The sequence below is a fragment of the Mycobacteriales bacterium genome, assembly GCA_030697205.1.
Taxonomy (GTDB): Bacteria; Actinomycetota; Actinomycetes; order Mycobacteriales; family SCTD01; genus JAUYQP01.
Window position 1 is genome coordinate 1 of record JAUYQP010000045.1, and the last position, 24437, is coordinate 24437.

At 74.9% G+C, this 24437-nt stretch carries 25 protein-coding genes; 9 read left to right on the plus strand and 16 right to left on the minus strand.

What is annotated here, in order from left to right; all coding sequences use genetic code 11:
• Window positions 1-410: biotin/lipoyl-containing protein (locus Q8R60_14155; protein ID MDP3713614.1), on the minus strand; the 410-nt coding region annotated here is incomplete at its 3' end.
• A gap of 37 nt (window positions 411-447) precedes the next feature.
• Window positions 448-1830, minus strand: coding sequence for a dihydrolipoyl dehydrogenase (lpdA, locus tag Q8R60_14160; protein MDP3713615.1), 1383 nt, complete (start codon window positions 1828-1830; stop codon window positions 448-450).
• A gap of 134 nt (window positions 1831-1964) precedes the next feature.
• Between lpdA and Q8R60_14165 the strand changes: the two genes are divergently transcribed.
• Complete coding sequence (locus tag Q8R60_14165) at window positions 1965-2303, plus strand: oxidoreductase (GenBank protein ID MDP3713616.1); 339 nt, start codon at window positions 1965-1967, stop codon at window positions 2301-2303.
• Window positions 2304-2672: 369 nt separating this feature from the next.
• On the opposite strand, the gene Q8R60_14170 is transcribed toward Q8R60_14165, so the two are convergent.
• Window positions 2673-4199 (minus strand): leucyl aminopeptidase, encoded by a 1527-nt coding sequence (locus Q8R60_14170; GenBank protein ID MDP3713617.1) that lies wholly within the window; start codon window positions 4197-4199, stop codon window positions 2673-2675.
• 47 nt (window positions 4200-4246) lie between these two features.
• Here Q8R60_14170 and Q8R60_14175 point away from each other — a divergent pair, with 47 nt between their 5' ends.
• Genes Q8R60_14175 through Q8R60_14185 form a run of 3 tightly spaced genes read left to right on the plus strand, consistent with a single transcriptional unit; the run spans window position 4247 to window position 6983 of the window.
• Complete coding sequence (locus tag Q8R60_14175) at window positions 4247-5392, plus strand: aminotransferase class V-fold PLP-dependent enzyme (GenBank protein ID MDP3713618.1); 1146 nt, start codon at window positions 4247-4249, stop codon at window positions 5390-5392.
• An 11-nt stretch (window positions 5393-5403) separates the two neighbouring features.
• Window positions 5404-6480 carry a glycine cleavage system aminomethyltransferase GcvT gene (gene gcvT, locus Q8R60_14180; GenBank protein MDP3713619.1) on the plus strand — a complete coding sequence of 359 codons (1077 nt, stop codon included), beginning with the start codon at window positions 5404-5406 and terminating at the stop codon, window positions 6478-6480.
• On the plus strand, window positions 6477-6983 hold the full coding sequence (locus Q8R60_14185) for a shikimate kinase (GenBank protein MDP3713620.1): 507 nt from the start codon (window positions 6477-6479) through the stop codon (window positions 6981-6983). The genes gcvT and Q8R60_14185 overlap by 4 nt, the downstream gene beginning before the upstream one ends.
• On the opposite strand, the gene Q8R60_14190 is transcribed toward Q8R60_14185, so the two are convergent.
• From Q8R60_14190 to Q8R60_14200, 3 genes are read right to left on the minus strand one after another with little or no spacing between them, the layout of a single operon-like run.
• A complete protein-coding gene (locus Q8R60_14190) occupies window positions 6980-7858 on the minus strand; it encodes an adenosylcobinamide-GDP ribazoletransferase (GenBank protein ID MDP3713621.1) in 879 nt (292 codons plus the stop codon). The genes Q8R60_14185 and Q8R60_14190 overlap by 4 nt on opposite strands.
• Window positions 7851-8543 (minus strand): nicotinate-nucleotide--dimethylbenzimidazole phosphoribosyltransferase, encoded by a 693-nt coding sequence (locus Q8R60_14195; GenBank protein ID MDP3713622.1) that lies wholly within the window; start codon window positions 8541-8543, stop codon window positions 7851-7853. The genes Q8R60_14190 and Q8R60_14195 overlap by 8 nt, the downstream gene beginning before the upstream one ends.
• Window positions 8540-9928, minus strand: a complete 1389-nt coding sequence (locus tag Q8R60_14200; protein MDP3713623.1) for a bifunctional adenosylcobinamide kinase/adenosylcobinamide-phosphate guanylyltransferase — start codon at window positions 9926-9928, stop codon at window positions 8540-8542. Before Q8R60_14200 ends, Q8R60_14195 begins: the two co-directional genes overlap by 4 nt.
• 17 nt (window positions 9929-9945) lie before the next feature.
• On the opposite strand from Q8R60_14200, the gene Q8R60_14205 reads away from it, so the two are divergent.
• Window positions 9946-10146, plus strand: a complete 201-nt coding sequence (locus Q8R60_14205) for a hypothetical protein (protein MDP3713624.1) — start codon at window positions 9946-9948, stop codon at window positions 10144-10146.
• Window positions 10147-10167: 21 nt separating this feature from the next.
• On the opposite strand, the gene Q8R60_14210 is transcribed toward Q8R60_14205, so the two are convergent.
• The 4 genes from Q8R60_14210 to nadA form a co-directional block, all read right to left on the minus strand.
• Window positions 10168-11169, minus strand: coding sequence for an aldo/keto reductase family protein (locus Q8R60_14210; protein ID MDP3713625.1), 1002 nt, complete (start codon window positions 11167-11169; stop codon window positions 10168-10170).
• 12 nt (window positions 11170-11181) lie between these two features.
• Window positions 11182-12180 (minus strand): hypothetical protein, encoded by a 999-nt coding sequence (locus Q8R60_14215; protein MDP3713626.1) that lies wholly within the window; start codon window positions 12178-12180, stop codon window positions 11182-11184.
• Between the two features lie 17 nt (window positions 12181-12197).
• Window positions 12198-12740 (minus strand): DUF3043 domain-containing protein, encoded by a 543-nt coding sequence (locus Q8R60_14220; GenBank protein MDP3713627.1) that lies wholly within the window; start codon window positions 12738-12740, stop codon window positions 12198-12200.
• Between the two features lie 75 nt (window positions 12741-12815).
• Window positions 12816-13991: a quinolinate synthase NadA gene (nadA, locus tag Q8R60_14225; GenBank protein MDP3713628.1), complete on the minus strand. Its 1176-nt coding sequence runs from the start codon at window positions 13989-13991 to the stop codon at window positions 12816-12818.
• A gap of 105 nt (window positions 13992-14096) precedes the next feature.
• On the opposite strand from nadA, the gene Q8R60_14230 reads away from it, so the two are divergent.
• Window positions 14097-15218, plus strand: a complete 1122-nt coding sequence (locus Q8R60_14230; protein MDP3713629.1) for a glycerate kinase — start codon at window positions 14097-14099, stop codon at window positions 15216-15218.
• A gap of 202 nt (window positions 15219-15420) precedes the next feature.
• Window positions 15421-15792 (plus strand): iron-sulfur cluster assembly accessory protein, encoded by a 372-nt coding sequence (locus Q8R60_14235; GenBank protein ID MDP3713630.1) that lies wholly within the window; start codon window positions 15421-15423, stop codon window positions 15790-15792.
• A gap of 314 nt (window positions 15793-16106) precedes the next feature.
• Here the strand turns inward: Q8R60_14235 and Q8R60_14240 are convergent, their stop codons facing one another.
• Complete coding sequence (locus Q8R60_14240; GenBank protein ID MDP3713631.1) at window positions 16107-17921, minus strand: hypothetical protein; 1815 nt, start codon at window positions 17919-17921, stop codon at window positions 16107-16109.
• 47 nt (window positions 17922-17968) lie between these two features.
• Here Q8R60_14240 and Q8R60_14245 point away from each other — a divergent pair, with 47 nt between their 5' ends.
• Window positions 17969-19132: an acetyl-CoA C-acyltransferase gene (locus tag Q8R60_14245; protein ID MDP3713632.1), complete on the plus strand. Its 1164-nt coding sequence runs from the start codon at window positions 17969-17971 to the stop codon at window positions 19130-19132.
• Window position 19133: 1 nt separating this feature from the next.
• Here the strand turns inward: Q8R60_14245 and Q8R60_14250 are convergent, their stop codons facing one another.
• The gene (locus Q8R60_14250; GenBank protein MDP3713633.1) at window positions 19134-19424 is read right to left on the minus strand and encodes a hypothetical protein; all 291 of its coding nucleotides are present in this window, start codon (window positions 19422-19424) and stop codon (window positions 19134-19136) included.
• Window positions 19425-19544: 120 nt separating this feature from the next.
• On the opposite strand from Q8R60_14250, the gene Q8R60_14255 reads away from it, so the two are divergent.
• The gene (locus Q8R60_14255; GenBank protein MDP3713634.1) at window positions 19545-20510 is read left to right on the plus strand and encodes a carbohydrate kinase family protein; all 966 of its coding nucleotides are present in this window, start codon (window positions 19545-19547) and stop codon (window positions 20508-20510) included.
• 40 nt (window positions 20511-20550) lie between these two features.
• On the opposite strand, the gene Q8R60_14260 is transcribed toward Q8R60_14255, so the two are convergent.
• The 4 genes from Q8R60_14260 to Q8R60_14275 are packed head-to-tail and all read right to left on the minus strand — an operon-like array spanning window position 20551 to window position 24387.
• Window positions 20551-20823: a DUF4242 domain-containing protein gene (locus Q8R60_14260; GenBank protein ID MDP3713635.1), complete on the minus strand. Its 273-nt coding sequence runs from the start codon at window positions 20821-20823 to the stop codon at window positions 20551-20553.
• A gap of 11 nt (window positions 20824-20834) precedes the next feature.
• On the minus strand, window positions 20835-22646 hold the full coding sequence (locus Q8R60_14265) for a BTAD domain-containing putative transcriptional regulator (protein MDP3713636.1): 1812 nt from the start codon (window positions 22644-22646) through the stop codon (window positions 20835-20837).
• Between the two features lie 38 nt (window positions 22647-22684).
• Window positions 22685-23311 carry a hypothetical protein gene (locus tag Q8R60_14270; GenBank protein ID MDP3713637.1) on the minus strand — a complete coding sequence of 209 codons (627 nt, stop codon included), beginning with the start codon at window positions 23309-23311 and terminating at the stop codon, window positions 22685-22687.
• The gene (locus Q8R60_14275; protein ID MDP3713638.1) at window positions 23308-24387 is read right to left on the minus strand and encodes an aminotransferase class V-fold PLP-dependent enzyme; all 1080 of its coding nucleotides are present in this window, start codon (window positions 24385-24387) and stop codon (window positions 23308-23310) included. The genes Q8R60_14270 and Q8R60_14275 overlap by 4 nt, the downstream gene beginning before the upstream one ends.
• Between the last annotated feature and the right edge of the window lie 50 nt (window positions 24388-24437).

The window sequence follows — 24437 nt, forward strand, 5'->3', positions numbered from 1 at the left end:
GGGGCCGGGGGAGCGGCGACCGGGGCGGGGTCGGGCGCGGGGGCGGCCGCGACCGGCTCAGGGGTGGGCTCGGGGGTGGGCTCGGGCTCCGGGGCAGGGGCCGGGGCGGCCTCGGCAGCAGGGGCCTCGGCAGCAGGGGCCTCAGCAGCAGGAGCGGCGGCGGGGGCCTCGGCGCCGTCGCTGATCACGGCCAGCTCGACGCCGACCTCGACGGTCTCGTCCTCCTGCACCTTGATGGAGGTGAGGACACCGGCGGCGGGCGACGGGATCTCGGTGTCGACCTTGTCGGTGGAGACCTCGAGCAGCGGCTCGTCGACCGCGACCGTCTCGCCCTCCTTCTTCAGCCAGCGGGTGACGGTGCCCTCGGTGACGCTCTCGCCGAGGCGGGGCATGGTGACGGAGACGGCCATGGGGTGCGAGAGCTCCTCGAGAAGTCGGACGGTGCGGTCAGGAGTGGCTGTGGAGGGGCTTGCCCGCGAGAGCCAGGTGGGCCTCGCCGACAGCCTCGGACATCGTGGGGTGCGGGTGGATGAGCTGCGCGACCTCGCTGGGCAGCGCCTCCCAGTTGGTGATGAGCTGCGCCTCGGCGATGAGCTCGCCGACGCGCTCGCCCACCATGTGGACGCCCAGGACGGGGCCGTCCTTCTGGGCGATGACCTTCACGGCACCTGCGGTGCCGAGGATGCGGGCCTTGCCGTTGCCGGCCAAGTCGTAGACGGCCTCGATCACGTCGTACCCGCGCTCCTGGGCCTGCTTCGACGTGATGCCGACCGAGGCGACCTCGGGGTGGCTGTAGGTGACGCGCGGGACGCCGTCGTAGTCGACGGGGGTCACGGGCAGGCCGGCCAGGCGCTCCGCGACGAGGATGCCCTCGGCGAAGCCGACGTGGGCGAGCTGCAGCGTAGGGATGAGGTCGCCGACCGCGCTGATCGTGGGGACGGAGGTCTGGCAGTAGCCGTCGACCTTGACGAAGCCGCGGTCGACCTCGACGCCGACCTGCTCGTAGCCGAGGTCGGCCGACACCGGGCCGCGGCCGATCGCGACGAGCAGCAGCTCGGCCTCGATGGACTTGCCGCCTTCGAGGTTGACCTTGACGCCGGTGGCGGTGTGCTCGACGGAGGAGAAGCGAGCGCCGAGCTCCTGCTTGATGCCCTTCTTGCGGAAGGCGCGCTCGAGCAGCTTGGAGGACGACTCCTCCTCGAGCGGGACGAGGTGGGGGAGTGCCTCGACGATGGTGACCTCGGCGCCGAAGGCGTTCCAGACGCTCGCGAACTCGCAGCCGATCGCGCCCGCACCCAGCACGACCGCGCTGGCCGGGACGCGGTCGAGGCCGAGCGCCTCGTCGGAGGTGATGACCTTCGTGCCGTCGATCTCGAGGCCCGGCAGCGAGCGCGGGACCGACCCGGTCGCGAGCAGGACGTGGCGCGCCTCGATGCGGCGGCCGTCGACCTCGACGGCGGTGGGGGAGACGAGGCGGCCGCTGCCCTGGACGGCCTCGATGTTGCGGCTCTTCACCAGACCGGTGAGGCCCTTGAAGAGGCCCTCGACCACCTTGTTCTTGTAGGCGTTGACGGCCGACATGTCGACGGACTCGAAGGTGCCGTTGATGCCGAACTGCGCCGCCTCCTTGATGACCTCGACGGTCTCGGCGGAGTGCAGCAGCGCCTTGGTCGGGATGCAGCCGCGGTGCAGGCACGTGCCGCCGACCTTGTCCTTCTCGACCATGACCACCGTCATGCCGAGCTCGGCGGCGCGCAGGGCGGCGGCGTAGCCCCCGCTCCCACCTCCGAGCACCACGAGGTCGACGGTCCCGGTCTGGGGCTCGGTCACTGCAGCTGCTCCCTTGCAGACGTGGTCCCGCGCCGAGCGGGCTCCATCAGGCATCCTTCCACCTACGTAGTGCAGTGCGTCAGGGGGTCCGGGCATTCCGGCCACCGGTGGACGGTCGTCGAACGGGGTGCGTGGTGGGGCTGTTCAACCGCAAGGGCAAGCCCGGGACGGTGCGCACCGCCGCGTCCGGCGACGCCGACCACCTGGCGGCGTTCGCGGAGAGCCGCCGCGGCGTGGAGGGCTTCGTCGAGCCCGAGACCCCCACCACCGCGACCACGCTGGTCCTCGTCGCCGGCGACGGCGAGTGGACCCGCCGCCGCGTCGACTCGCCGAAGGCCGCCTTCCAGCTTGGTCAGAAGCTCGGGATCCCGGTGTACGACGTGGCCGCCGTCGGCTACCCGGCCCGCATGCGCGAGTGGACCGCCCGCCGCAAGGCCGCCGGCGAGACCGGCGTCCCGCGCAACACCCCGTGACCCTCCCTGCACCTCTCCCTGCCGCGCGATGATCACCGCGCGGAACGGCTCGCTACCTGCCGCTGGTAGCGAGCGCTTCCGCGCGATGATCACGTGGGCGGGACCTCGTCGGAAGGCGGGCACGGGCGGGTCGCACGGTCAGGCAGCGCCTAGGGCCGCGCGGCCGGGCGTCCCGCTGGCTACCTCGACGATTGGGGGGATCTTCTCGGCGTGTCACGGCACGACACGCCGAGAGTAGCCACCCAATCCGGGGGAGGGGGTCGGGGAGGGGTCGGGGAGGGGGTCGGGGAGGGGGGTCGGGGAGGGGGCCGTCGGGGCGGGGGCGGGCGGGGCTGCGCGGGGCGGGTCAGGCCGGGGCGCGCGGGTGGGTCAGACCCGACCGGCGGCGACGTCCTCGAGGAGCTGGACGAAGGTGCGGACCGCGGCACCGGTGCCGCCGTGGCCGGTGTAGCCGTAGGGCGTGGCCGAGTTGTAGGCCGGCCCGGCGATGTCGAGGTGGGCCCACCGGATGCCCTCGCCGACGAACTCCTTGAGGAACAACCCGGCGGTGAGCATCCCGCCCTCGCGCGGCCCGGTGTTGACGAGGTCGGCGATCTCGGAGTCGAGGCCCTTGCGGAGCTCGGGCGGCAGCGGCATGCCCCAGGAGTGCTCGCCTGCGCGGGTCGCCGCGTCGACGATGGCGGCCCGGAAGTCGTCGTCGTTGCTCATGACCCCGGTCGTGCGCGAGCCCAGCGCGACGAGAGCCGCGCCGGTGAGGGTGGCGACGTCGAGCATGAGGTCGGGGGAGTCCTGCGACGCGCGCGAGATCGCGTCGGCGAGGATCAGCCGGCCCTCGGCGTCGGTGTTGTTGACCTCGACGCGCAGGCCGTTGTGCATGGTGAGGATGTCCGAGGGGCGGATCGCGGTGCCCGACGGCATGTTCTCCGCCATCGGGATCCAGGCCTCGACGTCGACGGCGAGACCCAGCTCGGCGACGGCAGCCATGGTGGCGATGACGGCGGCCGCGCCGCCCATGTCCATCTTCATCTCCTCCATCGCGGCCGCGGGCTTGAGCGACAGGCCGCCGGAGTCGAACGTGATGCCCTTGCCGATCAGCGCGACCTTCTTCAGGGAGCCGGCCTTGGCACCCTTGCCCTTGTAGGACAGGTGCACCAGGCGCGGGCCGTTGACCGAGCCCTGGCCGACGCCGACGAGGCCGCCGTAGCCGCCCTTGACCAGCGCCTTGCCCTCGAGCACCTCGACGTCGAGGCCGGTGCGCTTGGCCTCTTCGGTCGCGACCGCGGCGAGCTCCACCGGGTGCAGGTGCGACGGCGGGGTGTTGACGAGGTCGCGGACCAGCGAGACGGCGCGGCCGACGACCTCGGCGCGCTTGAGCGCGGCCTTGGTCGGCTTGTCCTTGGCGTCGGGCACGACCACGGTGACCGAGACGACGGGCGCCTTGACGCCCTCAGCCGAGACAGCGCGGAAGGCCGTGAACGAGTAGGCACCGAGCAGCGCGCCCTCACCGACGGCCGAGACCTCGTGGACCGCACCGGCGCCGGGCGTGCCGTTGACGAGCGCGAGCGTCGTCGCGACCTTCGCCGTGCCGGCGAGCGCACGGCTCGCCACACCGGCGGCGCGGCGCAGGACCTCGGCGTCGTACGACGGAGCAGCGTCACCGAGGCCGACCGCGACGATCACCGCGGCGGGCGCGCCACCGAGGGTCGCGAGGCGGGTGACCTCCTCGGCCTTGCCGGTCGCGCCGAGGCCGACGAGAGCCGGCAGCAGCACCTTGCCGAGCAGGCCTTCTGCGCCGGGCGCGAGGACGAGTCCCTTCGGTCCCTTGGCGACACCGATGACGAGAGCGTCGGTCTTGAGGGAGGCGGCAGGGGTCGTGGTCAGCGCAAGGGTGGTCACGGCTGTCGAGCCTAGTAGGGGCAACGGGTCCGGTGCAGACTGCGGGGATGAGCGCACAGCGGTGGGTGGAGGAGCGGCTCCCGACCCAGGTCCGGCACCTCGACGTCGCGGCCTGCGGTCGCGTCTCGACCGGGGTCCTCGAGGCGCAGGTGGCGCACCTGCGCGCGGAGGCCGACGGCGGCTACGTCGCGCACGAGGCCGCGGAGCCGGAGCTCGCCAAGGGTCGCGAGGCCCTCGCCTCGATGGTCGGTCTGGCGGCCACCGACGTCGCTCACCTGGAGTCCGCGCACGAGGCGTTCTGGGCGCTGCTCGCCGTCTGGCCGCTGCCGCCAGGCTCGCGCATCGGCATGGTGACGAGCGAGTACGGCCCCAATGCCCTCGTCCTGCGCGCCCTGGCCGGCGAGCGCGGCTGGACCCTCGTCCCGCTGCCCGTGGACCGACGCGGGCGGGTCCTCGGGGTGCCGCAGGACCTCGACCTCGTGACGCTGCCGCAGGTCGCGTCGCAGCGCGGCATCGCCCAGCCCGTCGAGGAGGTGCTGCGCAGCGGAGTGCCGGTGGTCCTCGACGTCGCGCAGTCGCTCGGGCAGACCGAGGTGCCGGCAGGTGCCGCGGCGTATGTCGGGACCTCGCGCACGTGGCTGTGCGGGCCGCGCGGGGTCGGCTTCCTCGTGGTCGACCCGTCCTGGGAGCTCCGGCTCGGCACGCCTCCGACGGGAGCGCGCTACCTGCACTCGGGCGTCCGCCGGATCGAGACCATGGAGGCCCACGTCGCCGGCCGGCTCGGCCTGGGCGTGGCCGCGCAGGAGTGGAGGCCCGAGCTGCTGCCCGTGGTGCGGGCCCGCTCGGCCCGGCTGCGAGCCGCGCTCGACGACACCGCGTGGGAGGTCCGTGAGCCGGTCGAGGAGCCCACTGGCATCACGACCCTCACCGCGCCCGAGGGCGTCGACGTCGTCGCCGTGCGGGCCGACCTGCTCGCGCGCGGCACGCTCACGACGGCGGTGCCCGCCCACCGCTCGGCCGACCTCGCCGGACCGGCGCTGCGGGTCTCCACCGCGGCCTGGGTGAGTGAGGACGACGTCGACGAGGTGGCCGACGCACTCGTCGGTGCGCTCCCCGGGGGAGGCACGAGCTCGTCGGGTGGCCCGCCGTCCCGGCGTACCTCCTCCTCGGCGAGCGAGTCCTCCGCGTCCTAGTCTCTCCGGTCGTGACCCTCCAGCAGAGCCCGCTGCACGACCGCCACGTCGCTCTCGGCGCGAAGATGTCGGACTTCGGCGGGTGGGACATGCCGATCCAGTACGGCGGGGTGCTCGAGGAGCACACCGCGGTGCGCGAGGACGTCGGCGTCTTCGACGTGAGCCACCTCGGCAAGGGCGTCGTGCGCGGCGCGGGCGCGGTCGACTTCGTCAACGACCGGCTGACCAACGACCTGCGCAAGATCGGGCCTGGGCAGGCGCAGTACACGCTGTGCTGCGACGAGGGCAGCGGCGGCGTGGTGGACGACCTCATCCAGTACGTCCGCGGCGACGACGAGGTCTTCCTCATCCCCAACGCCGCCAACAGCTCGCAGGTCGTGGGGCGGCTCGCGGCGGACGCGCCCGCGGGCATCGAGGTCGAGGACCTGCACACCACCCTCGCGGTGCTGGCGGTGCAGGGCCCGCGGTCCAAGGAGGTCGTCGAGTCGCTCGGGCTGCCGACGTCCAGCGACTACATGGGCTTCACCGCGGCCACCTGGCAGGGCCGGCCGGTCGTGGTGTGCCGCACCGGCTACACCGGCGAGCTCGGCTTCGAGCTGCTGCCGGCGTGGGACGACGCGGGTGACCTGTGGGACGCCGTGGTCGCCGCCGGCGCGAAGCCGGCAGGGCTCGGGGCGCGCGACACCCTGCGCACCGAGATGGGCTACCCGCTGCACGGCCAGGACCTCTCGCTCGAGATCACCCCCGTGCAGGCCCGCGCGGGCTGGGCCGTCGGCTGGAACAAGGACGCCTACTGGGGTCGCGACGCGCTGCTCAAGGAGAAGGCCGCCGGCCCGCACCGCCTGCTGTGGGGCCTGGAGTCGCTCGACCGCGGCATCCCGCGCGCGCACATGCCCGTGCTGCGCGACGGCGCGCCTGTCGGCGAGGTGACCAGCGGGACCTTCTCGCCGACCCGCAAGGTCGGGATCGGGCTGGCGCTGCTGGCCAGTGACGTCGCCGAGGGCGACGAGGTCGTGGTCGACGTGCGGGGGCGCGAGTCGCGGGCACGGGTGGTCAAGCCGCCCTTCGTCCCGTCGCACGTGCGGTGACGCGGGTCCTGCTCGTCGGCGCGATGGCGACGGGCAAGAGCACCGTGGGGCGGGCGCTGGCCGACCGGCTCGGCTGCCGCTACCTCGACAACGACGACCTGCTGCTGGCCGCGACCGGCCGCACCGCCCGGGCGCTGGCCGCCGCAGACGGTGAGCCAGCGCTGCGCGACGCCGAGTCAGACGTGCTGGCGGAGGTCCTCGCGACGCCGGCGCCCTGGGTGGCGGGCCTCGCCGGTGGGGCGGTGCTCGACGCCGCCGACCGCGAGCGGGTGCGGGACAGCGGTGCCGTCGTCGTCTGGCTGGCCGCGCCGGCCGAGGTCCTCGCCGAGCGGGTCGGCTCCGGTGACCACCGGCCCTGGCTGGGTGACGACCCGCTGGCGACGCTCGAGCGGCTGGTGTCGGAGCGGGCGGAGCTCTACGCCGAGGTGGCCGACGAGGTCGTCGACGTCTCGGTCGACAGCGCCCAGGTCATCGCCGATCGGCTCGCCGAGCGGTTGCGCTAGCGCGGCTGGATCCAGTCGAGGTCCTGCTGCACCGACACGGGCAGCTCCAGCGCCATGACGACGAGCACGACGGTCGTGGTCACCTCGACCAGCGCGCCGAGCACGTCGCCGGTCATCCCGCCGAGCCGCCGCACGCAGTGCCGTCGCAGCAGTCGCGCGACCAGCAGCGCGAGCCCGACCGCGAGCAGCGGCCGCACCATGTCGACGCCGCGCGCCCCGAGCGAGGCGGCCCGCTCGTCGAACGCCTCGTAGGCCATCCCCGCCGACACCAGCAGCCCCGCCCAGACCAGCGGGACGAGCCAGGGAACGCTGCCGGCGACCATCGCCCCGAGGCCGGTGGGGTCCGCGGCCGGCGTGGCGCGGGTGCACGCCGCGGTCACGGCGACCCGACCCGCCACCACCGCGATCAGGACGCTCGCCGTCCCGCGCCCGGAGCTCGTCGCGGCCAGGAGCGCGGCCACCTGCACGAGCAGCACCAGCCCCAGCACGGCGACTCCCAGCGGCCCGACCTCCGGTGAGCGCATGACCGCTCTGGCCTGCTCCGCAGGTCGGTACGACGCCAGGCCGTCCGTGGTGTCGGCCAGCCCGTCGAGGTGCAGGCCGCGGGTCAGCACCGCCAGCGCCACGATCGCCAGGGCGGCCGCGAGCAGCTGGGGTGCGTCGTAGGGCGAGAGCTGGCGGGCCGCGAACAGCACCGTCGCGACGACCAGGCCGAGGCCGAGGCCGACGAGCGGCGCGAGCGACATGGCGGCGCCGGCGGTGCGGCGGGTGATCTCGCGCGGACCGCGCACGGGCGCGACGGTCAGGGTGGTGAGCGCGAGCCGCAGCCCGTCGGGGAGCAGCCGACCGAGGCGGCCGCTATCGGGCTCAGGCATCCGCGGCCGCGTCCGACGCCCCCGCGCGCAGCAGCGCGAGGGCCAGGTCGGCGCCCCGGTCGGTGAGCCCGAGGTCGAGCAGCGGCTCGACGTCGAGGTCGCGCAGCGCGGCCGCCGCGCCGGGGGCGGCCGGGGCGGACGCGGCGGTGCACCAGCCGGCGACGCCCGGCGCGAGGCGGTCGGCGACGAGCAGCGCCGCGGCGACCTGCGCCGAGCCGTCGAGCAGCAGCGGGGTACGACGGACCGCCGCCTGCGCGAGCAGCCCGACGAGCAGACCCGGCTCGCCCGCGGCGTCGAGCAGCCGCAGCGGGTCGCCGACGTGCACCCTCGCGGACGCCAGACCGGTGCGGACCGCGACGAGCGCCTCGGCCCAGCCGGCCCCTGCCGCCGTGCCGACGACGGCGACCGGCTCGAGGTCGAGCAGCGCGGCGGTGACGGTGTGGGCCCCGGCGGTCGAGCCGCCCCGGACCAGGAGCAGCCGCTGACCCTCGTCGGCGAGCCGGTCAGCCAGGGCCACCCCGTCGTCGACGCTCCCCTCGGCGGCGTCGACCGTCGCGACCCGGTCGAGGTCGAGGGTCGGCAGGCCCTGACAGGCGGCGATGCGGCTGAGCACCGCGCCGAGCCGGCCCAGCGGGTGCGGCGTGTCCGGTGCGGCCGGGGCCTCGGGGACCTCGAAGCGCGTCACCGCAGCCGCCGAGGGAGGCCCGCGACGACCTGCACGACCTCGTCGGAGACCGCGGCGAGACGGGTCGTCGCTGCGCCGAGGGCGTCGCGGAAGCGTCGTCCCGACGCGGTCGCCGGGATGACCCCGCCGCCGACCTCGGGTGCGACGAGGACCGCCGTCGCTCGGCACGCCGCCCAGGCCTCGACCAGCCGGTCGGTAGCGGCCTCCACCGCTGCGGACGCGCCGTCGGGCGACTCCCACGCACCGGCTTCGTCCATGACGCGTGTGAGCCACAGCCCCAGGTCGTCGACGATCACCGGCCCGCCGGCGTCGCGCAGGACTGCGGCGACGTCGGCGGTCTCGACCGTCGTCCAGTGGTCTGGGCGCCGCGCGACGTGGGCCTGCACCCGGGCCTCCCAGTCGAGGTCGTCGGGGCGTGGCGGTGCGGTGGCGACGTAGGTGACCGCGGGCTCGGCCGCGAGCAGCTGCTCGGCGTGCGCGGACTTGCCGGAGCGGGCGCCGCCGAGCACCAGCACCCGCCTGCCGGCCCTGACTGCCGCAGCGCCCGCTGTGCTCGCAGTCGCAGCGGGGGGCACTGTGCCGGGCAGGACGGTCGGGCGTGCGACGAGGTCGAGCACGTCGCCGTCGCGGGGCGCGACCGCGCCCCACCCGGCGAGCACCCGGTCGAGCTCGTCAGGGGGCGGGCAGCCGTGGCCGAGGTGGATCGCGGCGACCGTCGTGCCGTCGACGACCGCGCCGCAGGTGCGCAGGCGACCCAGCTCGACCGGCCAGCTGGCCAGGTCGAGGTGGACGGGGATCGGCGCGGCGGCCAGCTCGAGGAGCACCGCGTCGTACGCCCTGCCCTGGACCAGGCGGATCGTCTCGTCGGGGAGCGGGCCGGTGTCGGTCGCCCAGAGCAGCCGGGTGCCGTCCGGGGCGGTGAGGTCGTAGAGGACCGCTGGGCCGAGCTCGTCGCCGCCGTGGTTGGCCGGCAGGGCCCGGACCTCGTAGCCCGCGACCTCCACGACCTCTCCCGGCGCGATCGGCACGGTCGTGACCGAGGGGTCGAGGCGCTCCGCGGCGTCTCGCAGCACCGCCGGCGGGGCGACGAGGGTCAGTGGCCGGCGACCCGGTACCCAGCCGCGCCACATCCACGCGTTGACGTCGTGGTGGTCGGCGTGGCTGTGGGTGACGAGGACGACCTCGACGTCGGCCAGCGAGAGACCGGCGCGCACCGCCGCCTTGGGTGCGTCGGGCCCGATCTCGATCAGCAGCCGGCCGTCGACGAGGGCCGAGGTGGACGCCCTGACGACGCCCTGGGTCGCCGCGGCACGGCACGACGCGCAGGTGCACCACGGGTTGGGCCACCCGTCGGACGCACCCGTGCCGAGCAGCCGCACGTGCATGGGCCTAGCCTGCCAGCATGTCGTGGACCTGGCGGTACGAGGGCAGTGACGGCGCGGCGGTCGAGGGCGTGACGGGGGAGACGTTCCCGTCCCAGGCCGACGCCGAGACCTTCATCGGGGAGTCGTGGCGCGAGCTGCGCGAGCAGGGCGTCCACGCGGTCGTCCTGCTCGACGGCGACCGTGAGGTCTACGGCCCGATGGGTCTCGACCCGGCCTGACGACCCCGCCTGACGACCCGGTCAGGGGCGCTTCGGCGGGCTCACGGTCTGGCCGGGGTCGCTGACGACGACGCCGCCCAGCACGTCGTCGATGGCGGCGAGCAGGTCGGCCTCCAGCGTCACGCCCGCGGCGGCCGCGTTGTCACGGACCTGCTCCGGACGCGACGCTCCGACGATCGCTGACGACACCCCCGGCTGCTGCAGGACCCAGGCGACGGCGAGCTGCGCCATCGTCAGGCCCGCTTGCTCCGCGAGCGGCTTCAGCCCCTGCACGGCGGTGAGGATGTCGTCGCTGAGCAGTCGCTTGATCATGTTGGCGCCACCGGACTCGTCCGTCGCCCGCGTCCCCGACGGCAGCGGGGCACCGGGGGCGTACTTGCCGGTGAGGACGCCCTGCGCGATCGGCGACCAGACGATCTGACCGACGCCCTCCTGCTGGCACAGCGGCAGGACCTCGCCCTCGATGACGCGCCAGAGCATGGAGTACTGCGGCTGCGACGACACGATCCGGTCGAAGCCCATCTCGTCGGCGATCTTCAGCGCGGCGGCGATCTCGGAGGCCTTCCACTCCGACACCCCGACATAGAGCACCTTGCCCTGGCGCACCAGGTCGTCGAAGGCGCGCAGCGTCTCCTCGAGCGGCGTCTCGTAGTCGAAGCGGTGCGCCTGGTAGAGGTCGACGTAGTCCGTGCGGAGCCGCTTCAGCGAGGCGTGGCAGCTCTCCATGATGTGCTTGCGGGACAGACCGCGGTCGTTCACGCCCGGACCGGTCGGCCAGTAGACCTTGGTGAAGACCTCGATCGACTCGCGCCGCACACCGGCGAGCGCCTCGCCCAGCACCGACTCGGCCTTGGTCTGCGCGTAGACGTCGGCGGTGTCGAAGGTCGTGATCCCGACCTCGAGCGCCTCCTTCACACAGGCGTGGGCTGCGTGGGCCTCCACCTGCGACCCGTGCGTCAGCCAGTTGCCGTAGCTGATCTCGCTGACCTTCATGCCGCTTCGCCCGAGGCGCCTGAACTCCATGCCCCCATCCCATCACTGGTAGGAGACGAGCTCCGGGCGGGGTCGCAGTGCCATGGTCTCGACCGGTGTCATCAGGTCGGTGTCCTCGTCGAGGAAGAGCTTGAAGCCCATGTGGAAACGGGCCGGCTGCTGCAGCAGGGAGTACGCCGAGCGCTTGGCGCCCTGGCTGCCGAAGCCGTCGACGTGCAGCACGGTCGCGAGCCCGTTGCGCAGGGCGATCCGGTCGCGGTCCGGCAGCATCGAGGGCCGGAACTGGTGGAGCACGAACAGCTTCTCGGGCAGGCCGTTCACCCGCCGCAGGGTGGCGAGGTACGCCGACACCCGGTTGACCTCCGCGGCCGTGAGGCGGCCGATCTGCCGGCCGGGGCGCCGGCTGCCGGTGAGCTTCCACTCCGGGTCGAGGGCAATGCCGACGTCGGGCTCGCGCAGGAAGCGCTCGTAGCGGCGTACCTGGTCGAGCAGGTCTGCCTTGCCCGGCTGGAAGTCCAGCACCAGCAGGCCCTTGGCCTTGCGCACCGCGGCGAGGTAGCGCTCGACGTCGGCGTGTGGGATGCCGGTGCTGTAGGTGCCGTCCGGCCCGGGGGCGCGGCGGGCGATGGTCGTGATGAGCTCGAACGCCGGGAGCACGGCCCGGCCGGAGGCCTTCGCGTAGGGCGCGGCGGCCTTGACCACCCGCGCGGCTGCCTGCTCCGGCGTGCCCTCGCCGAGGACGCCGAGCACGCCCGACCCCGCGGTCCCGTAGTGCATGACGACGAGGTGCCGCGGGAAGACCTGGCGACCGCCGCGCGGCAGCTGGGGTCGCGCGACCGCAGCGGGCGGTGCCGCAGTGGTGGGGGTCGCCGTCGGGGTCGACAGCGGATCGGTCAGCAGGCCCGCGACGCCGTTGCGGGCAGGCGGGCTGGGAGCGGTGAGCGAGGGTCCGGTGTCAGCACACGCGGCCGAGGCGAGCACGGTGGCGACCAGGGCGGGCAGCAGCGCGGCACCGGCGCCCCGGCGGCGGCGATGGGCCACGGTCGGGCGGGCGGCCCTCAGACGACATCGCCCACGGCGACGCGGGGCTTCGGGACGCGCAGCCGGCGGAACTGCAGCATCCGCACGATGCCGTAGAAGATGTGACCGCGGGTGCGCTTCTCGTCGGGGAAGCGCTCGGCGATGGCGCGCCGGATCCGCAGCCCGCCGCCGACGAAGTCCGCGAGCGACAGCGTGATCGCGAAGATCCAGAGGATCTGGGTGAGGGCCTCCACCTGCTTGATGCCGCTGAGCGAGCCGACGAGGGGCAGGACCGCTGCCGGCAGCAGCAGGGTCGCGGTGGTGCGGCGCGAGTCGACGAGGTCGCGGACCAGTCGGCGGACGGGGCCCTGGTCGCGGGCGAGGAGGTACTCGTCGTCGCCGGTCACCCGTCCCGTGCGCAACTGCTGGCGGCGGGTCGCGCCCTGCTGGCGGACCCGCTTCGCCGCCTCGCGGCGGGTCGTCGGGGGAGGAGCGACCGGACCCTTGCTGGTGGGCCGCTTGGGAGTCGGTCGCCCCTTGCCCGTCGGGCCGGGGGTCGCCTCGCCTGCAGTGTCGGTCACGAGCGTCGAGGCTACCGACCTTCGCGGCCGACCGGGCCACTCGCCTCGATCGTGACGCGACGGATCAGCAGGCATCTAGGGCAGAGCGAGCATCTGGTCGAGGGCCAGGCGGGCGTAGCGGGCGGTCTCGGGCTCGACCTCGATGCGGTGGAGCACCTCGCCGGCGACGAGCGACTCGAGCTGGCGGACGAGGTGCGGCAGGTCGATGCGGTTCATCGTCGCGCAGTAGCAGACGGTCTTCTCCAGGAAGACGACCTGCTTGTCCGGGTGGTCCTGGGCGAGCCGCTTGACGAGGTTGAGCTCGGTGCCGATCGCCCAGGCGCTGCCGGCGGGCGCCGCGTCGAGGGTGCGGATGATGAACTCCGTCGAGCCGACCAGGTCGGCGGCGGTGACCACCTCGTGGCGGCACTCGGGGTGGACGAGCACCTGCACGCCGGGGATGCGGGAGCGCACGTCGTCGATCGCGTCGACGGTGAAGCGGCCGTGGACAGAGCAGTGGCCCTTCCACAGGATGACCTTCGCGGCCTGCAGCTGTGCGGCGGTGAGCCCACCTGCGGGCTTGCGCGGGTCGTAGAGCACGCAGTCGTCGAGCGAGAGCCCGAGCTCGAGGACCGCGGTGTTGCGGCCGAGGTGCTGGTCGGGCAGGAAGAGCACCTTCTCGCCCCGCGAGAACGCCCACTCGAGCGCCCGCTTGGCGTTGGAGCTGGTGCAGATCGTCCCGCCGTGACGGCCGGTGAAACCCTTGATCGCGGCGCTGGAGTTCATGTAGCTGACGGGGATCGTCACGTCGGCGACGCCCGCGTCGGTGAGGGCGTCCCAGCACTGCTCGACCTGGTCGAAGGTCGCCATGTCGGCCATCGAGCAGCCGGCCGCGAGGTCGGGCAGCAGCACGGCCTGGTGCGCGCCGGTGAGGATGTCGGCCGACTCGGCCATGAAGTGCACGCCGCAGAAGACGATGAACTCGGCCTCGGGGCGGGCCGCGGCCTGCTGGGCCAGCTTGAAGCTGTCGCCGGTCACGTCGGCGAAGGCGATGACCTCGTTGCGCTGGTAGTGGTGGCCGAGGATGAAGACGCGGTCGCCGAGCGCGTCCTTGGCCGCCTGCGCGCGGGCGACGAGCGAGGGGTCGGACGCGGCCGGCAGGTCGCCGGGGCAGTCGACGCCGCGCTCGCTGTCGGGGTCGCTCTGGCGGCCGAGCAGCAGCAGCGCCAGGGGGGAGGCCTCCACCCCGGGCATCAGGTCGGGCAGCGTCACGGGGAGCTCCTCGTCGTCGAGAGGGTTAGTGTCGCACAGACGACAACGTCCGGGGAGGTCGAGGCCTTCCCCTGGGTGCAGACTCCGCGGGGTGAGGGTCGCGCGGTGAGGGTGGTCGTGGCGCCGGACTGCTTTGGCGGGACCCTGTCGGCCGTCGAGGCCGCTGGGGCGATCGCGGCCGGGTGGGCGTCGGCGGCTCCCGGTGACGCGCTCGCCCTGGTCCCGCTGTCCGACGGGGGCCCGGGTCTCGTCGACGTCCTGGCGGCGCGGCTGCCGGGTCGGCGGGTCACCGTGGCTGTCGAGGGGCCGCTCGGCGGGCCGGTGGCGGCCGACCTGCTCGTCGCGGGCGACACCGCCTACGTCGAGAGCGCCGCGGCCTGCGGGCTGCACCTGGTGGCCGAGCGCGACCCCACGGTGACGTCGACGTTCGGGGTCGGGCAGCTCGTGCGCGCCGCGCTCCACGAGGGCGTGCGCAGGGTCGTGGTCGGGCTCGGCGGCAGCGCCACCAACGACGGCGGCGCGGGGATGCTCGCGGCCCTCGGGCTCCAGGCGTACGACGGCAGCGGTGCGCCGGTCGCTCGTGGCGGGCTGGCGCTGCGTGGCGCCGCCTCGCTGGGGGGCGGGCCGGCGGGCGGGCTCGACCCGCGGCTGGCCGACGTCGAGCTGGTCGTCGCGACCGACGTGGACGCGCCGCTGCTCGGGCTGCACGGCGCCTCGAACGCGTTCGGGCCGCAGAAGGGGGCCACCCGCGCGCAGGTGCTCGACCTCGACGACGCGCTGCGGGTCTGGGCCGACCTGCTCGAGGCCGCTACCGGCCGCGAGGTCCGGGACCTGCCCGGTGCCGGTGCCGCCGGCGGCCTGGGCGCGGCGCTGCTGGCGCTCGGTGCCCGCCGCGAGCCCGGCATCGCGCTCGTCACCGAGCTCGTCGGCCTCGCCGCCGCGGTCGCCGACGCCCACCTCGTCGTCACGGGCGAGGGCTCCTTCGACGCGAGCTCGCTGCGTGGCAAGGTCGTCTCCGGGGTGGCCGCGCTCGCCGCCGAGCAGGCGCTGCCGTGCCTGGTGCTCGCCGGCCAGGTCCACGTCGGCCGCCGCGAGGCCGCCGCGATCGGGGTCGAGTCCAGCTACGCCCTCGCCGACGCCGTCGGGCTCGACGAGGCGATGGCGGCGCCCGCCGAGGAGCTCACCGCACTGGCCGCCCGCGTCGCGCGGGAGTGGTCGCGCGGCTGAGCGCGTCGCGCCCCGGCGTACACCCCCCGCCCTCGACGAATGGGGATCCCCGTTCGCACGCGGGGCAGCCCCGGTGGCCAACGGGGATCCCCATTCGCTGCGGGAGGGGCGGGATCGCGGCGGCGACGTAGGATGGGAAGGGTCCGCGCCGCACCGCTGTTGGCAGTGGACGAGACCCCGACACCCCTGGGAGAGCCGCTTCATGACCGCTCCGGAGACGACCACCACCGAGGCGCCCGCCGGCGTGACCGGCATCGTGCTGACCGACCCGGCTGCCGCCAAGGTCGCTGCGCTGCTCGCCCAGGAGGGCCGCGACGACCTGTCGCTGCGCGTCGCCGTGCAGCCCGGTGGCTGCAGCGGCCTGCGCTACCAGCTGTTCTTCGACGAGCGCTCGCTCGACGGTGACGAGGTCCAGACCTACGGCGAGGGCGTCCGCGTCGTCACCGACCGGATGAGCGTCCCCTACCTGTCGGGCGCGACGATCGACTTCGTCGACACCATTGAGAAGCAGGGCTTCACGATCGACAACCCCAACGCGGGCGGCTCGTGCGCCTGCGGGGAGTCCTTCCACTAGACCCCGCCCCCGCGCGACACGGCGCCGGTCACCCTCGGGTGGCCGGCGCCGTTCGCGTCTCCGGGCCGGTCGGCGTGCCCTCGCCCGGATCCCCCGGCAGATGTGGCGATCATGCGAGCGCACCCGACCGTGCGTGATCGCCACATCCCGCTCGGCGGGGGCGGGGCGGGGCGGCGTGGCGGGCTCGGCGGGGCGGCGCCGCTCGCGTGTCCGGGCCGGTCGGCGTCACCGGTGTGGCGGCGCCGACCGACCGGCCCGGGGTCAGTGGGGGAGCGGTGCTCCCGGTGCTAAGACGCAGCAGGAGGCCGTGTGGTTCACCCGGGGCACATCTCGGTGGTCGACGGGCACGTGACAACGGTCACCTCGCGGCCGGTGGAGGCATCCACGACGGTGCGGTCACCGAGCGGCGCGGCCAGCGCGACCTCGACGAACGTCGCCTGGTAGAGGTCGATGCACGCCTGGTCCGGCGGCGGGGTGTCCTGCGTGAGGACGACCGTCACGCTGTCGGCCGCCTCCTTCACCTCTGCCTTCGCGCCCGTGACGCAGACGCTGCCGTACCGGACCGACAGCCGACCGTCGACCAGCACCGCGCCGTCGAAGGCCAGCGGTGAGCGGCCCGGCGCGGGCTCGGTCTGCCCAGGTTCGGTCTTGCCAGGAGCGGGCTCGACCGTGCCGGGCTGGTCGGCGGGCTGGTCGGTGGGCTCGGTGACGTAGGCGTCCTGGACGGCGAGCACGGTGAGCACGCCCCCGCCGCTGGCCGCGAACAGCCACGCCGGCACCAGCGCGGCCTCGGAGTCCTGCAGCGCGGTGAGCTGCAGTCCGAGCTCGACCGACGACAGCGTCGTGACCGCTGGCTCCGGGCAGCCGCCCTTCGCGTCGCACGGGGCGCCCAGCGCCGGCGGTGGCGCCAGCCGCTCGAGGGCCTCGGTCGCGGAGATCAGGGGGTACGACGCACCCGCGCGGCTGTCCGCGAGCCACCCGGCAGCGGAGACGAGCGCCTTGTCGGCGTCGACGGTGAGCGTCGTCGCGAGGCCCTGGGTGCGACGGCCGTCGACCCGTGGGTCCGCGACGACGGTGGCGCCGCCGACCGACGGGTAGGCGGTGACGTCAGCGTCGACGAGGCCGAGCGCGGTGCGCAGCCGCTGGGTGGCGTCGAGAGCCTTCCGCACGGTCATCGCGAGCGCGTTCGTGCAGCTGCCCTTTCCCACCGCCCCGCCGCAGTCGATCGTCGACACGGGCGGGACCGCGCAGGTCGCCGCCGGACCGCAGTCGGCGGGGACGGTCGTGCCGTCGCCCGCGCTGGCGCACCGCGTCCCGGCGGGGCCTGCGGGACAGGTGACGCTGCCGCCCGACCCCGCGCAGAAGGTCGAGCCCGCAGGGCACACCGTGGTGGAGTCGGTCGGGCAGGGCGACGGTCCGCACGGCTCGAACGCGGGCGTGTCGTCGCAGGGGGCCGGCTCGGCTCCGGGCGGGGGTGCCGGGCAGGACAGCGACGGCAGGGTCGCTCGGCCGGAGGTCACCGTGGCCGGGGTGTCCTGGGGCTGGTCGGCGGGGACGGGGGTCGGCGGCGGGCAGTCGGCCGGCGCGTCGGGGGAGGCGCCGGCGGGCTCGGGCTGGGCGCAGCCGGTGCCGACGGACCCGCCCCCGGAGCCTGACGAGCCGGAGCCGCTTCCCGGGTGGGGGGCGACGCAGGTGGTGGTGCCGTCGGAGGAGACGGCGCTGTCGGGTCCGCAGTCGGAGCCGGCACCGAACGTCCACGGGTGGCCGGGGTCGTCACGGACCACGAGCGCCCCGGCCCGCCAGGCCTTCACGACCCGCTCCGGCGAGGCCTCGATCCCGAGGGCGCGCGCGAGCTCGCGGACCCGGTTGACCGGGGCCGCACCACCCGGGAGGTCGCGCACCTGCGCGGAGTCCGGACCGGTGGGGAGCGTGCCGGTGAGGCGGTACCCAGAGGCCGCGCCCGAGGAGGCGCTCGCGGGACCGGTGGTGCTGTCCGTCGTACTCCCGGCGGCCAGTCGCAGAGCGGGAGGTCCGTCGCTGCCACCCCCGAGGGTGAGCGACACCCCCACGACGAGGCCGACGACCGCGACGGCGCTGACGACCGGTGCCCACGTTGCCCATCTGCTCATGGCGGTGTGACGGCGCCGACACCCTGGCGGTTCCGTACCCTGCCCGCATGCGCGAGGTCTTCCTGGTCGACGGTGTCCGGACTCCCACGGGTCGCTACGGCGGGGCGCTGGCGAAGACCCGCGCCGACGACCTTGCTGCCACGGTCGTGCGGGCTGTCGTGGAGCGCACCGGCGTGGACCCGGCGGCCGTCGACGAGGTCGTGCTCGGCGCGGCCAACCAGTCCGGCGACGACAACCGCAACGTCGCCCGGATGGCCGTGCTGCTCGCCGGCCTGCCGCTGTCGGTTCCCGGTCACACGGTCAACCGGCTGTGCGCGAGCGGCCTGCAGGCGATCGTCGCCGCGGCCGCGCAGGTCCGCACCGGCGAGGCCGACCTCGTCGTCGCCGGCGGCGTCGAGTCGATGACCCGCGCGCCGTGGGTGATGGCCAAGCCGGGCACCCCGTGGGCCAAGCCGGGGGAGGTCCACGACACCGCGCTGGGTTGGCGCTTCGTCAACCCGCGCCACGACCGCGAGCACACGATCACCCTCGGCGAGACGGCCGAGCGGGTCGCGGCTCTCGACGGGATCACCCGCGAGGACAGCGACGCCTTCGGACTGCGGTCGCAGGAGCGGGCGCTCGCCGCGGTCGCCGCCGGCCGCTTCGACGCCGAGATCGTGCCGGTCGGCGACGTGACGGCCGACGAGACCCCGCGGGCCACGACCCCCGAGAAGCTCGCCGCCCTGAAGCCGTCCTTCGGAGGCGTCGTCACCGCGGGCTCGGCCTCGCCGCTGTCCGACGGGGCGAGCGCGCTGCTGGTGGCGTCGGAGGAGGCGGTACGCCGCCACGGCCTGGTGCCCCGCGCGCGCGTCGTCGTGAGCGCGTCCGCGGGACTCGAGCCGCACCTGATGGGCCTCGGGCCGGTGCCCGCGACCGAGAAGGCCCTCGCGCGGGCCGGCTGGTCGGTCGCCGACCTCGCCGCGGTCGAGCTCAACGAGGCCTTCGCCGTGCAGGTCATCGCGAGCGCCCGCCGGCTCGGCCTCGACGACGCGACCCTCAACGCCGACGGCGGCGCGATCGCGCTCGGTCACCCGCTGGGGTCCAGCGGCTGTCGGCTGGTCGTCACGCTGCTCGGCCGGCTCGAGCGGGAGGGCGCCTCAGGTGTCCGCGGGCTCGCGACGATGTGCGTGGGCGTCGGTCAGGGAGCGTCCCTGCTCGTCGAGCGCGTCTGACTCAGGAGCCGTAGTCGCCGTAGCCGTCGAGGGACGTCGCGGTGGTGACGAGGGTGTCCTCGGTGAGCTCGGCGGGCATCGCGCCGAAGGAGAACGGCATCCGGTCGAGCGGGATGCGCGACAGCGGGATGCGGGAGAGGTTGATCACCGCACCGGTGAGGGCGCCGGTGGCGGGCCTGGTCAGGTCGATGACGGTGCCCCCCAGGACACCGGCGACCTCGCGGCAGTCGTTCACGAGGTCCATCAGCGAGGTCGGCTCGACGTCGGACGGGACAGGCGTGTGCATCGACATGGGACCGACGGTAGGCAGTTACCGGCCAGTACCCAATGCCTACTGACCAGTAGTGTTCGGCGACCGGGTGACACCGGCCACAGGGCCGCTCGGAGCAACTGTCACTAGGGTGTCCGGGTGCTGAAGATCGCCGTCACCGGCTCCATCGCGACCGACCACCTCATGACCTTCGACGGGCGGTTCGCGGAGCAGATCCTCCCGGACCAGCTCGACAAGATCAGCCTCGTCTTCCTGGCCTCGGACCTGCAGGTACGCCGGGGAGGCACCGGCGCCAACATCGCCTTCGGGATGGGCGTGCTCGGGCAGCGCCCGCTGCTGGTCGGGTCCGTCGGGCGCGACGCCGGTGACTACCTCCAGTGGCTCGCCGACCACGGCGTCGACACCTCGGGCGTCCGGGTCAGCGAGACCCTGGCCTCGCCGCGCTTCACCGTCACCACCGACAACGACCAGAACCAGATCGGCGCCTTCTACCCCGGCGCGATGGCCGAGGCCGTCGGCATCGAGCTCGCGCCGCTCGGCGAGGTCGACCTCGTCGTCGTCGCCCCCAACGACCCCGGCGCGATGCTGCGCCACACCGCCGAGTGCACCGCCCGCGGCGTGGCCTTCGCTGCCGACCCGTCGCAGACGCTGTCCTTCCTCGACGGCGACGCGATCCGCACGCTCTGCACCGGCGCGACCTGGCTGTTCACCAACGAGTACGAAGCCGGCCTGGTCCGCGAGAAGACCGGCTGGTCCGACGCCGACGTCCTCGAGGTGGTCGGCACCCGCGTCACGACCCACGGCGCCGACGGCGTGGTCATCACCCGCAAGGGCGAGGACGACATCCGGGTCGGTGTCGTCCCGGCCGACGCGGTCGCGGAGCCGACCGGGGTCGGCGACGCCTTCCGGGCCGGCTTCCTGACCGGCACCTCCTGGGGCCTCGGCCTCGAGTGCGCCGCGCAGGTCGGCGCGCTGCTCGCGACCCACGTCGTGGAGACCGTCGGCACCCAGGAGTACTCCTTCACCCCGGGGTCGTTCCTGGCCCGTCTGGCCAAGGCCTACGGCGACGAGGCCGCCGCCGAGGTCGCGCCGCACCTGTCCGCCTGACGGGGGTCGCGACAGCGGCGCTGCCGCGACCCCGCACCGGTCAGTCGCCGGTCGCCGGGTCGATGACGCTGGTCACCCTCGACACCGCGTTCGCCGGGAAGCCTCCACACCGCGCGTGCTCCAGCACGGCGTCCTCGTCGTCGGCGATGTAGACGCAGTAGATCTTGTCGTCGGTGACGTAGCTCTGCTGCCACTGGACCTTCGGGCCCAGGTCGGCAAGGACGCCGTTGGACTTCTGCGCGATGGCGCGCAGCTCGTCGGCGCCGAGGTCACCGACTCCGGGGATCTCCCGCTCGATCACGTACTTGGGCATGACGTGCTCCTTCATCTGGTAGGAGACGCCACCGTGGCCCCCGCCCGTGTGAGGCGGCGTGTGAGCGCCGGGCTGTCGATCCCCAGTGCCAGGGACACCGCAGCCTCGAGCGCGCCACGCTGGCCCAGGGCGGAGCGGTGCAGCTGCGCGCGGACGACCAGCTCACGCATGTTGCCGCCGGCGGCGATGAGCTCGAGGTCGACGACCCAGGCCAGTCCCTGGCTCGGGAACACCGGGGCCAACGACGCGAGCGTGTCGAGGACCTCCGCGTGCGCGAAGCGCCAGCCGTCGGTGGCGCGGGCACCGCGCACCGCGGCGTCCAGCAGGATGTCGCGGGCGCCGTCGGCGTCACCGCGGGCGAGGGCGACCAGACCGAGGACCCGACCGGCTGTCTCCTCCCAGCAGGGGTCCCGCAGCTCGCAGCCGAGGGCGAAGGCATGGGTGGCTGCCTCCTCTGCCCGGGCCACCGCTCCAGAGGCGAGGTCCACCTCGGCGAGCAGCGCCTGCGGCCAGGGGAGCACGCTCGTCCACCCGGTCGAGCGGGCCAGCTCCCAGGCCTCCTCGAGCGGAGGTCGCGCCAGGTCGTGCTCCTCGAGCAGGACGTGCAGGCGCCCGGACATCGTCAGCGCCCACACCAGCCACCGACGGGCGCCTGCCGCGCGTGCCGAGACCACGGCGCCCTCGAGCGCGACTGCCGCCTCGCTGTAGCTGGCGAGGTCGGTCAGGCACGCCCCTCTCAGCGCCGCGACGGCGGCGGCCTCCTCGCCGCTGGTGCCCGCCAGGTGCGCAGCGTGGTCGAGCTGTCGCAGTGCCTCGGAATAGCGCGCTGCCAGGAACGCCGTGTAGCCCAGCTCGCGGTGCGCGGCGACGGCGAGCTCGGGTTCGCCCGCGGCGTCTGCCAGCGCGACGGCCCGCGCGAGGGCCGTCGCCCCCGCCTCGTCCCGACCGCGCACGGAGTGGACGAGCGCGTAGCCCAGCTCGCACAGTGCCTGCACCTCGGCGTGCAGGTCGTCGTTGTGGTGGCTGACGGCGACAGCGTCGCGCAGCCGCTCCAGGCCCACGTCGACGGCCCCCGCCGAGATGGCCGCGACGCCCGCGTCGAGGAGGGCCCGCCCCGCGGCCCGGTGCGTCGAGCGAGGTGCCGCGGGCACGGCGAGCTCCTCGTGCACGGCCCCGCTCGGTGCCACGCCGAGCTCGCGACGGAACTCCTCGGTGCACCGCCGTACGGCGTCCTCCGCCTGGGTGCGCGCCCCCGACTCCACGAGGGCCCGCACGAGCAGGACGTGCCCGGCCTCGTCCAGCGGGGCCGCCTCGACGAGCGCCCGGGCGGACGCGACCGCACCCACGGTGTCACCGACCGCCAGCCGGCCCAGGGTGGCCTCCCGCAGCACCGCCGCGCGGGTGGCCTCGAGGTGGTGACGCTCGGCGGCGAGCCACGCGTCGAAGGACGGGTTGGCAGGGAAGGACAGTCCGGCGAGCAGCGACCCCCCGTCGCGGGCGACGGCCTCCGCGTGCACCCACGAGCTCGTGGTCAGCAGCACCGCGTCCACGGTGAGGTGTCCCGGCTCGATCAGCAGGGGGTCGCCGCGGAGCGGGACGCCGGTCAGTCTCCGGGCCTCGGCGAGCGTCCACCGCAGCGCGCCCAGGGGGTCGTCGGCCTCACCGAAGAGCAGGGTGGCGGCCCGCTCGCGGGACACGGGGCGCTCGGAGAGGGCAAGCAGCGCAAGAAGCGCCCAGGTCTTGCGCCCTCGCGGTCGCGGGGCCTCCACCCCGTCGCGCTCGACGCGGGGGCGGCCGAGTAGGTGGACGACGGTCGCGGGCACGCGCCATCGTGGCGGCAGGACCGCGGTGGGTCCAGGACCTAGGGGTCGCTGCGCTCGGCGTGGTCGCGCTGCGCGAGCAGCAGCCGGTCGAAGACCGCGTGGTCGGTCTCCGGCTCGAGCGTCGTCAGCGTGACCTCGTAGACGAAGCGGTCGCGGACGAAGAGCCCGTGCTGGACGCTGAACCCCTCGACCTCGTCGACGAAGGTGAAGGCGCCCGGCACCGTCGCACTGGTGAAGGTCCCGGTCGCGTCCTCGCGGCTGGACGCGAGCAGCCGGTCGGCTCCCTTGCGGGTCGCGAGCCGCACGATCACGCAGCCGTAGAGGCCCTCGTCGCCCGACCACAGGTGGCCTCGGGACGCCTCGAAGCCGAGCAGCCGCAGTCCCTGCTCGGAGGTCTGGGCCTCTGCGGCCGAGCTCGAGAAGCGGCTGGCGAAGCCGCTGACGGTCAGGTCGCCGAGCCGTGACGCGGTGTCGTCGACCCGGGTGAAGCCGCCGGGCCCCGGCAGTCGGCCCTCGAGGTCGGCGTCCGCGAGGGGCACTGCGGCGGTAGGGCTGGCGGTCGGTGCGGGGCGAGCCGAGCCGACATCGTCGGAGCCCGAACGCGCCGCGACGGTCACGAGGTCGGCGGCGACGACGAGCGCGAGGCCTGCGGCGACGAGCCTCACGGGACCGCCGCCCGCAGCTCGGCCAGCACCGGGGGCAGCACCGCGAGGAAGCGCTCGACGTCGCCGCGCGTCGTCCCGCGGTGCAGCGACAGCCGGACCGACCCGTCCGTCGGCGCGCCCATCGCGGCCAGGACGTGAGACGGCTCGATGCTGGACGCCGAGCACGAGGACCCGCTGGACACCTGGAGGTCGCGGGCGTCCAGCGCCCGCAGCAGCTCCTCGCTGTCGACGCCCTCGCAGACCAGCGTGACCAGGTGGGGTAGCCGGTCGAGCGGGTCACCCACGGCCGTCACGCCCTCGACCCGGGCCCCGCGGACGAGGTCGACGAGAGCCCGGAGCCGGGCGTCCTCGGCCGCCGCCTCCGCGGCCGCGGCCTGGAGGCCCGCGGCGGCGGCCACGACGGCCGGGAGGTCGAGCCGGCCGGGGGAGCGGTCGGGGCGCTCGTCGTCAGGCAGCGGGGAGCGCCAGCGCGTGCCGGTCCGGACGACGAGCAGCCCGACGCCGGGCGGCCCGCCCCAGGTCCGCGCGCTGGCTGTCAGCACCGACCAGCCCGTGGGCACCGGCGCCCGGCCGAGCGCGTGGGAGGCGTCGACGAGCAGGGGTACGCCGGCCCCCGCGCAGCGGGCCGCCACGTCGGCGACGGGCTGCGTCGTACCGACCTCGTGGTTGGCCGCCTGCAGGCACACCAGCGCCCAGTCGGGGTCGACGTCGACGGGGAGGACCCGGCCGGCCGCGTCGACGGGCAGGCTCAGCCCGGCGCTGCCGGCCGCCTGCAGGACGGCGGAGTGCTCGACCGCGGAGTGCGCGACCGTCGTACCCCGTCGTGGTGCGGCTGTCCCGAGCACACCGAGGAAGGCGGCCATCGTGCCGGAGGCGGTGAAGGACACCTCGTCGGGCCGGGCCCCGACCACCTCCGCGACGGCCTCGCGGGCGGCGTCGAGGAGCAGCCGGGCGCGCCGGCCGGCACCGTGCAGGCGGGCCGGATCAGCCCAACCGTCGTCGAGCGCGGCGAGCAGGGCCGCGCGGGCGGCCGGGTGCAGCGGCGCGCCCGAGGCGGCGTCGAGGTAGACCGGCACCAGGCCGACGCTACGGGGCGGGGGCGGCGAGGGGGGAGTGGGCAGCGCCA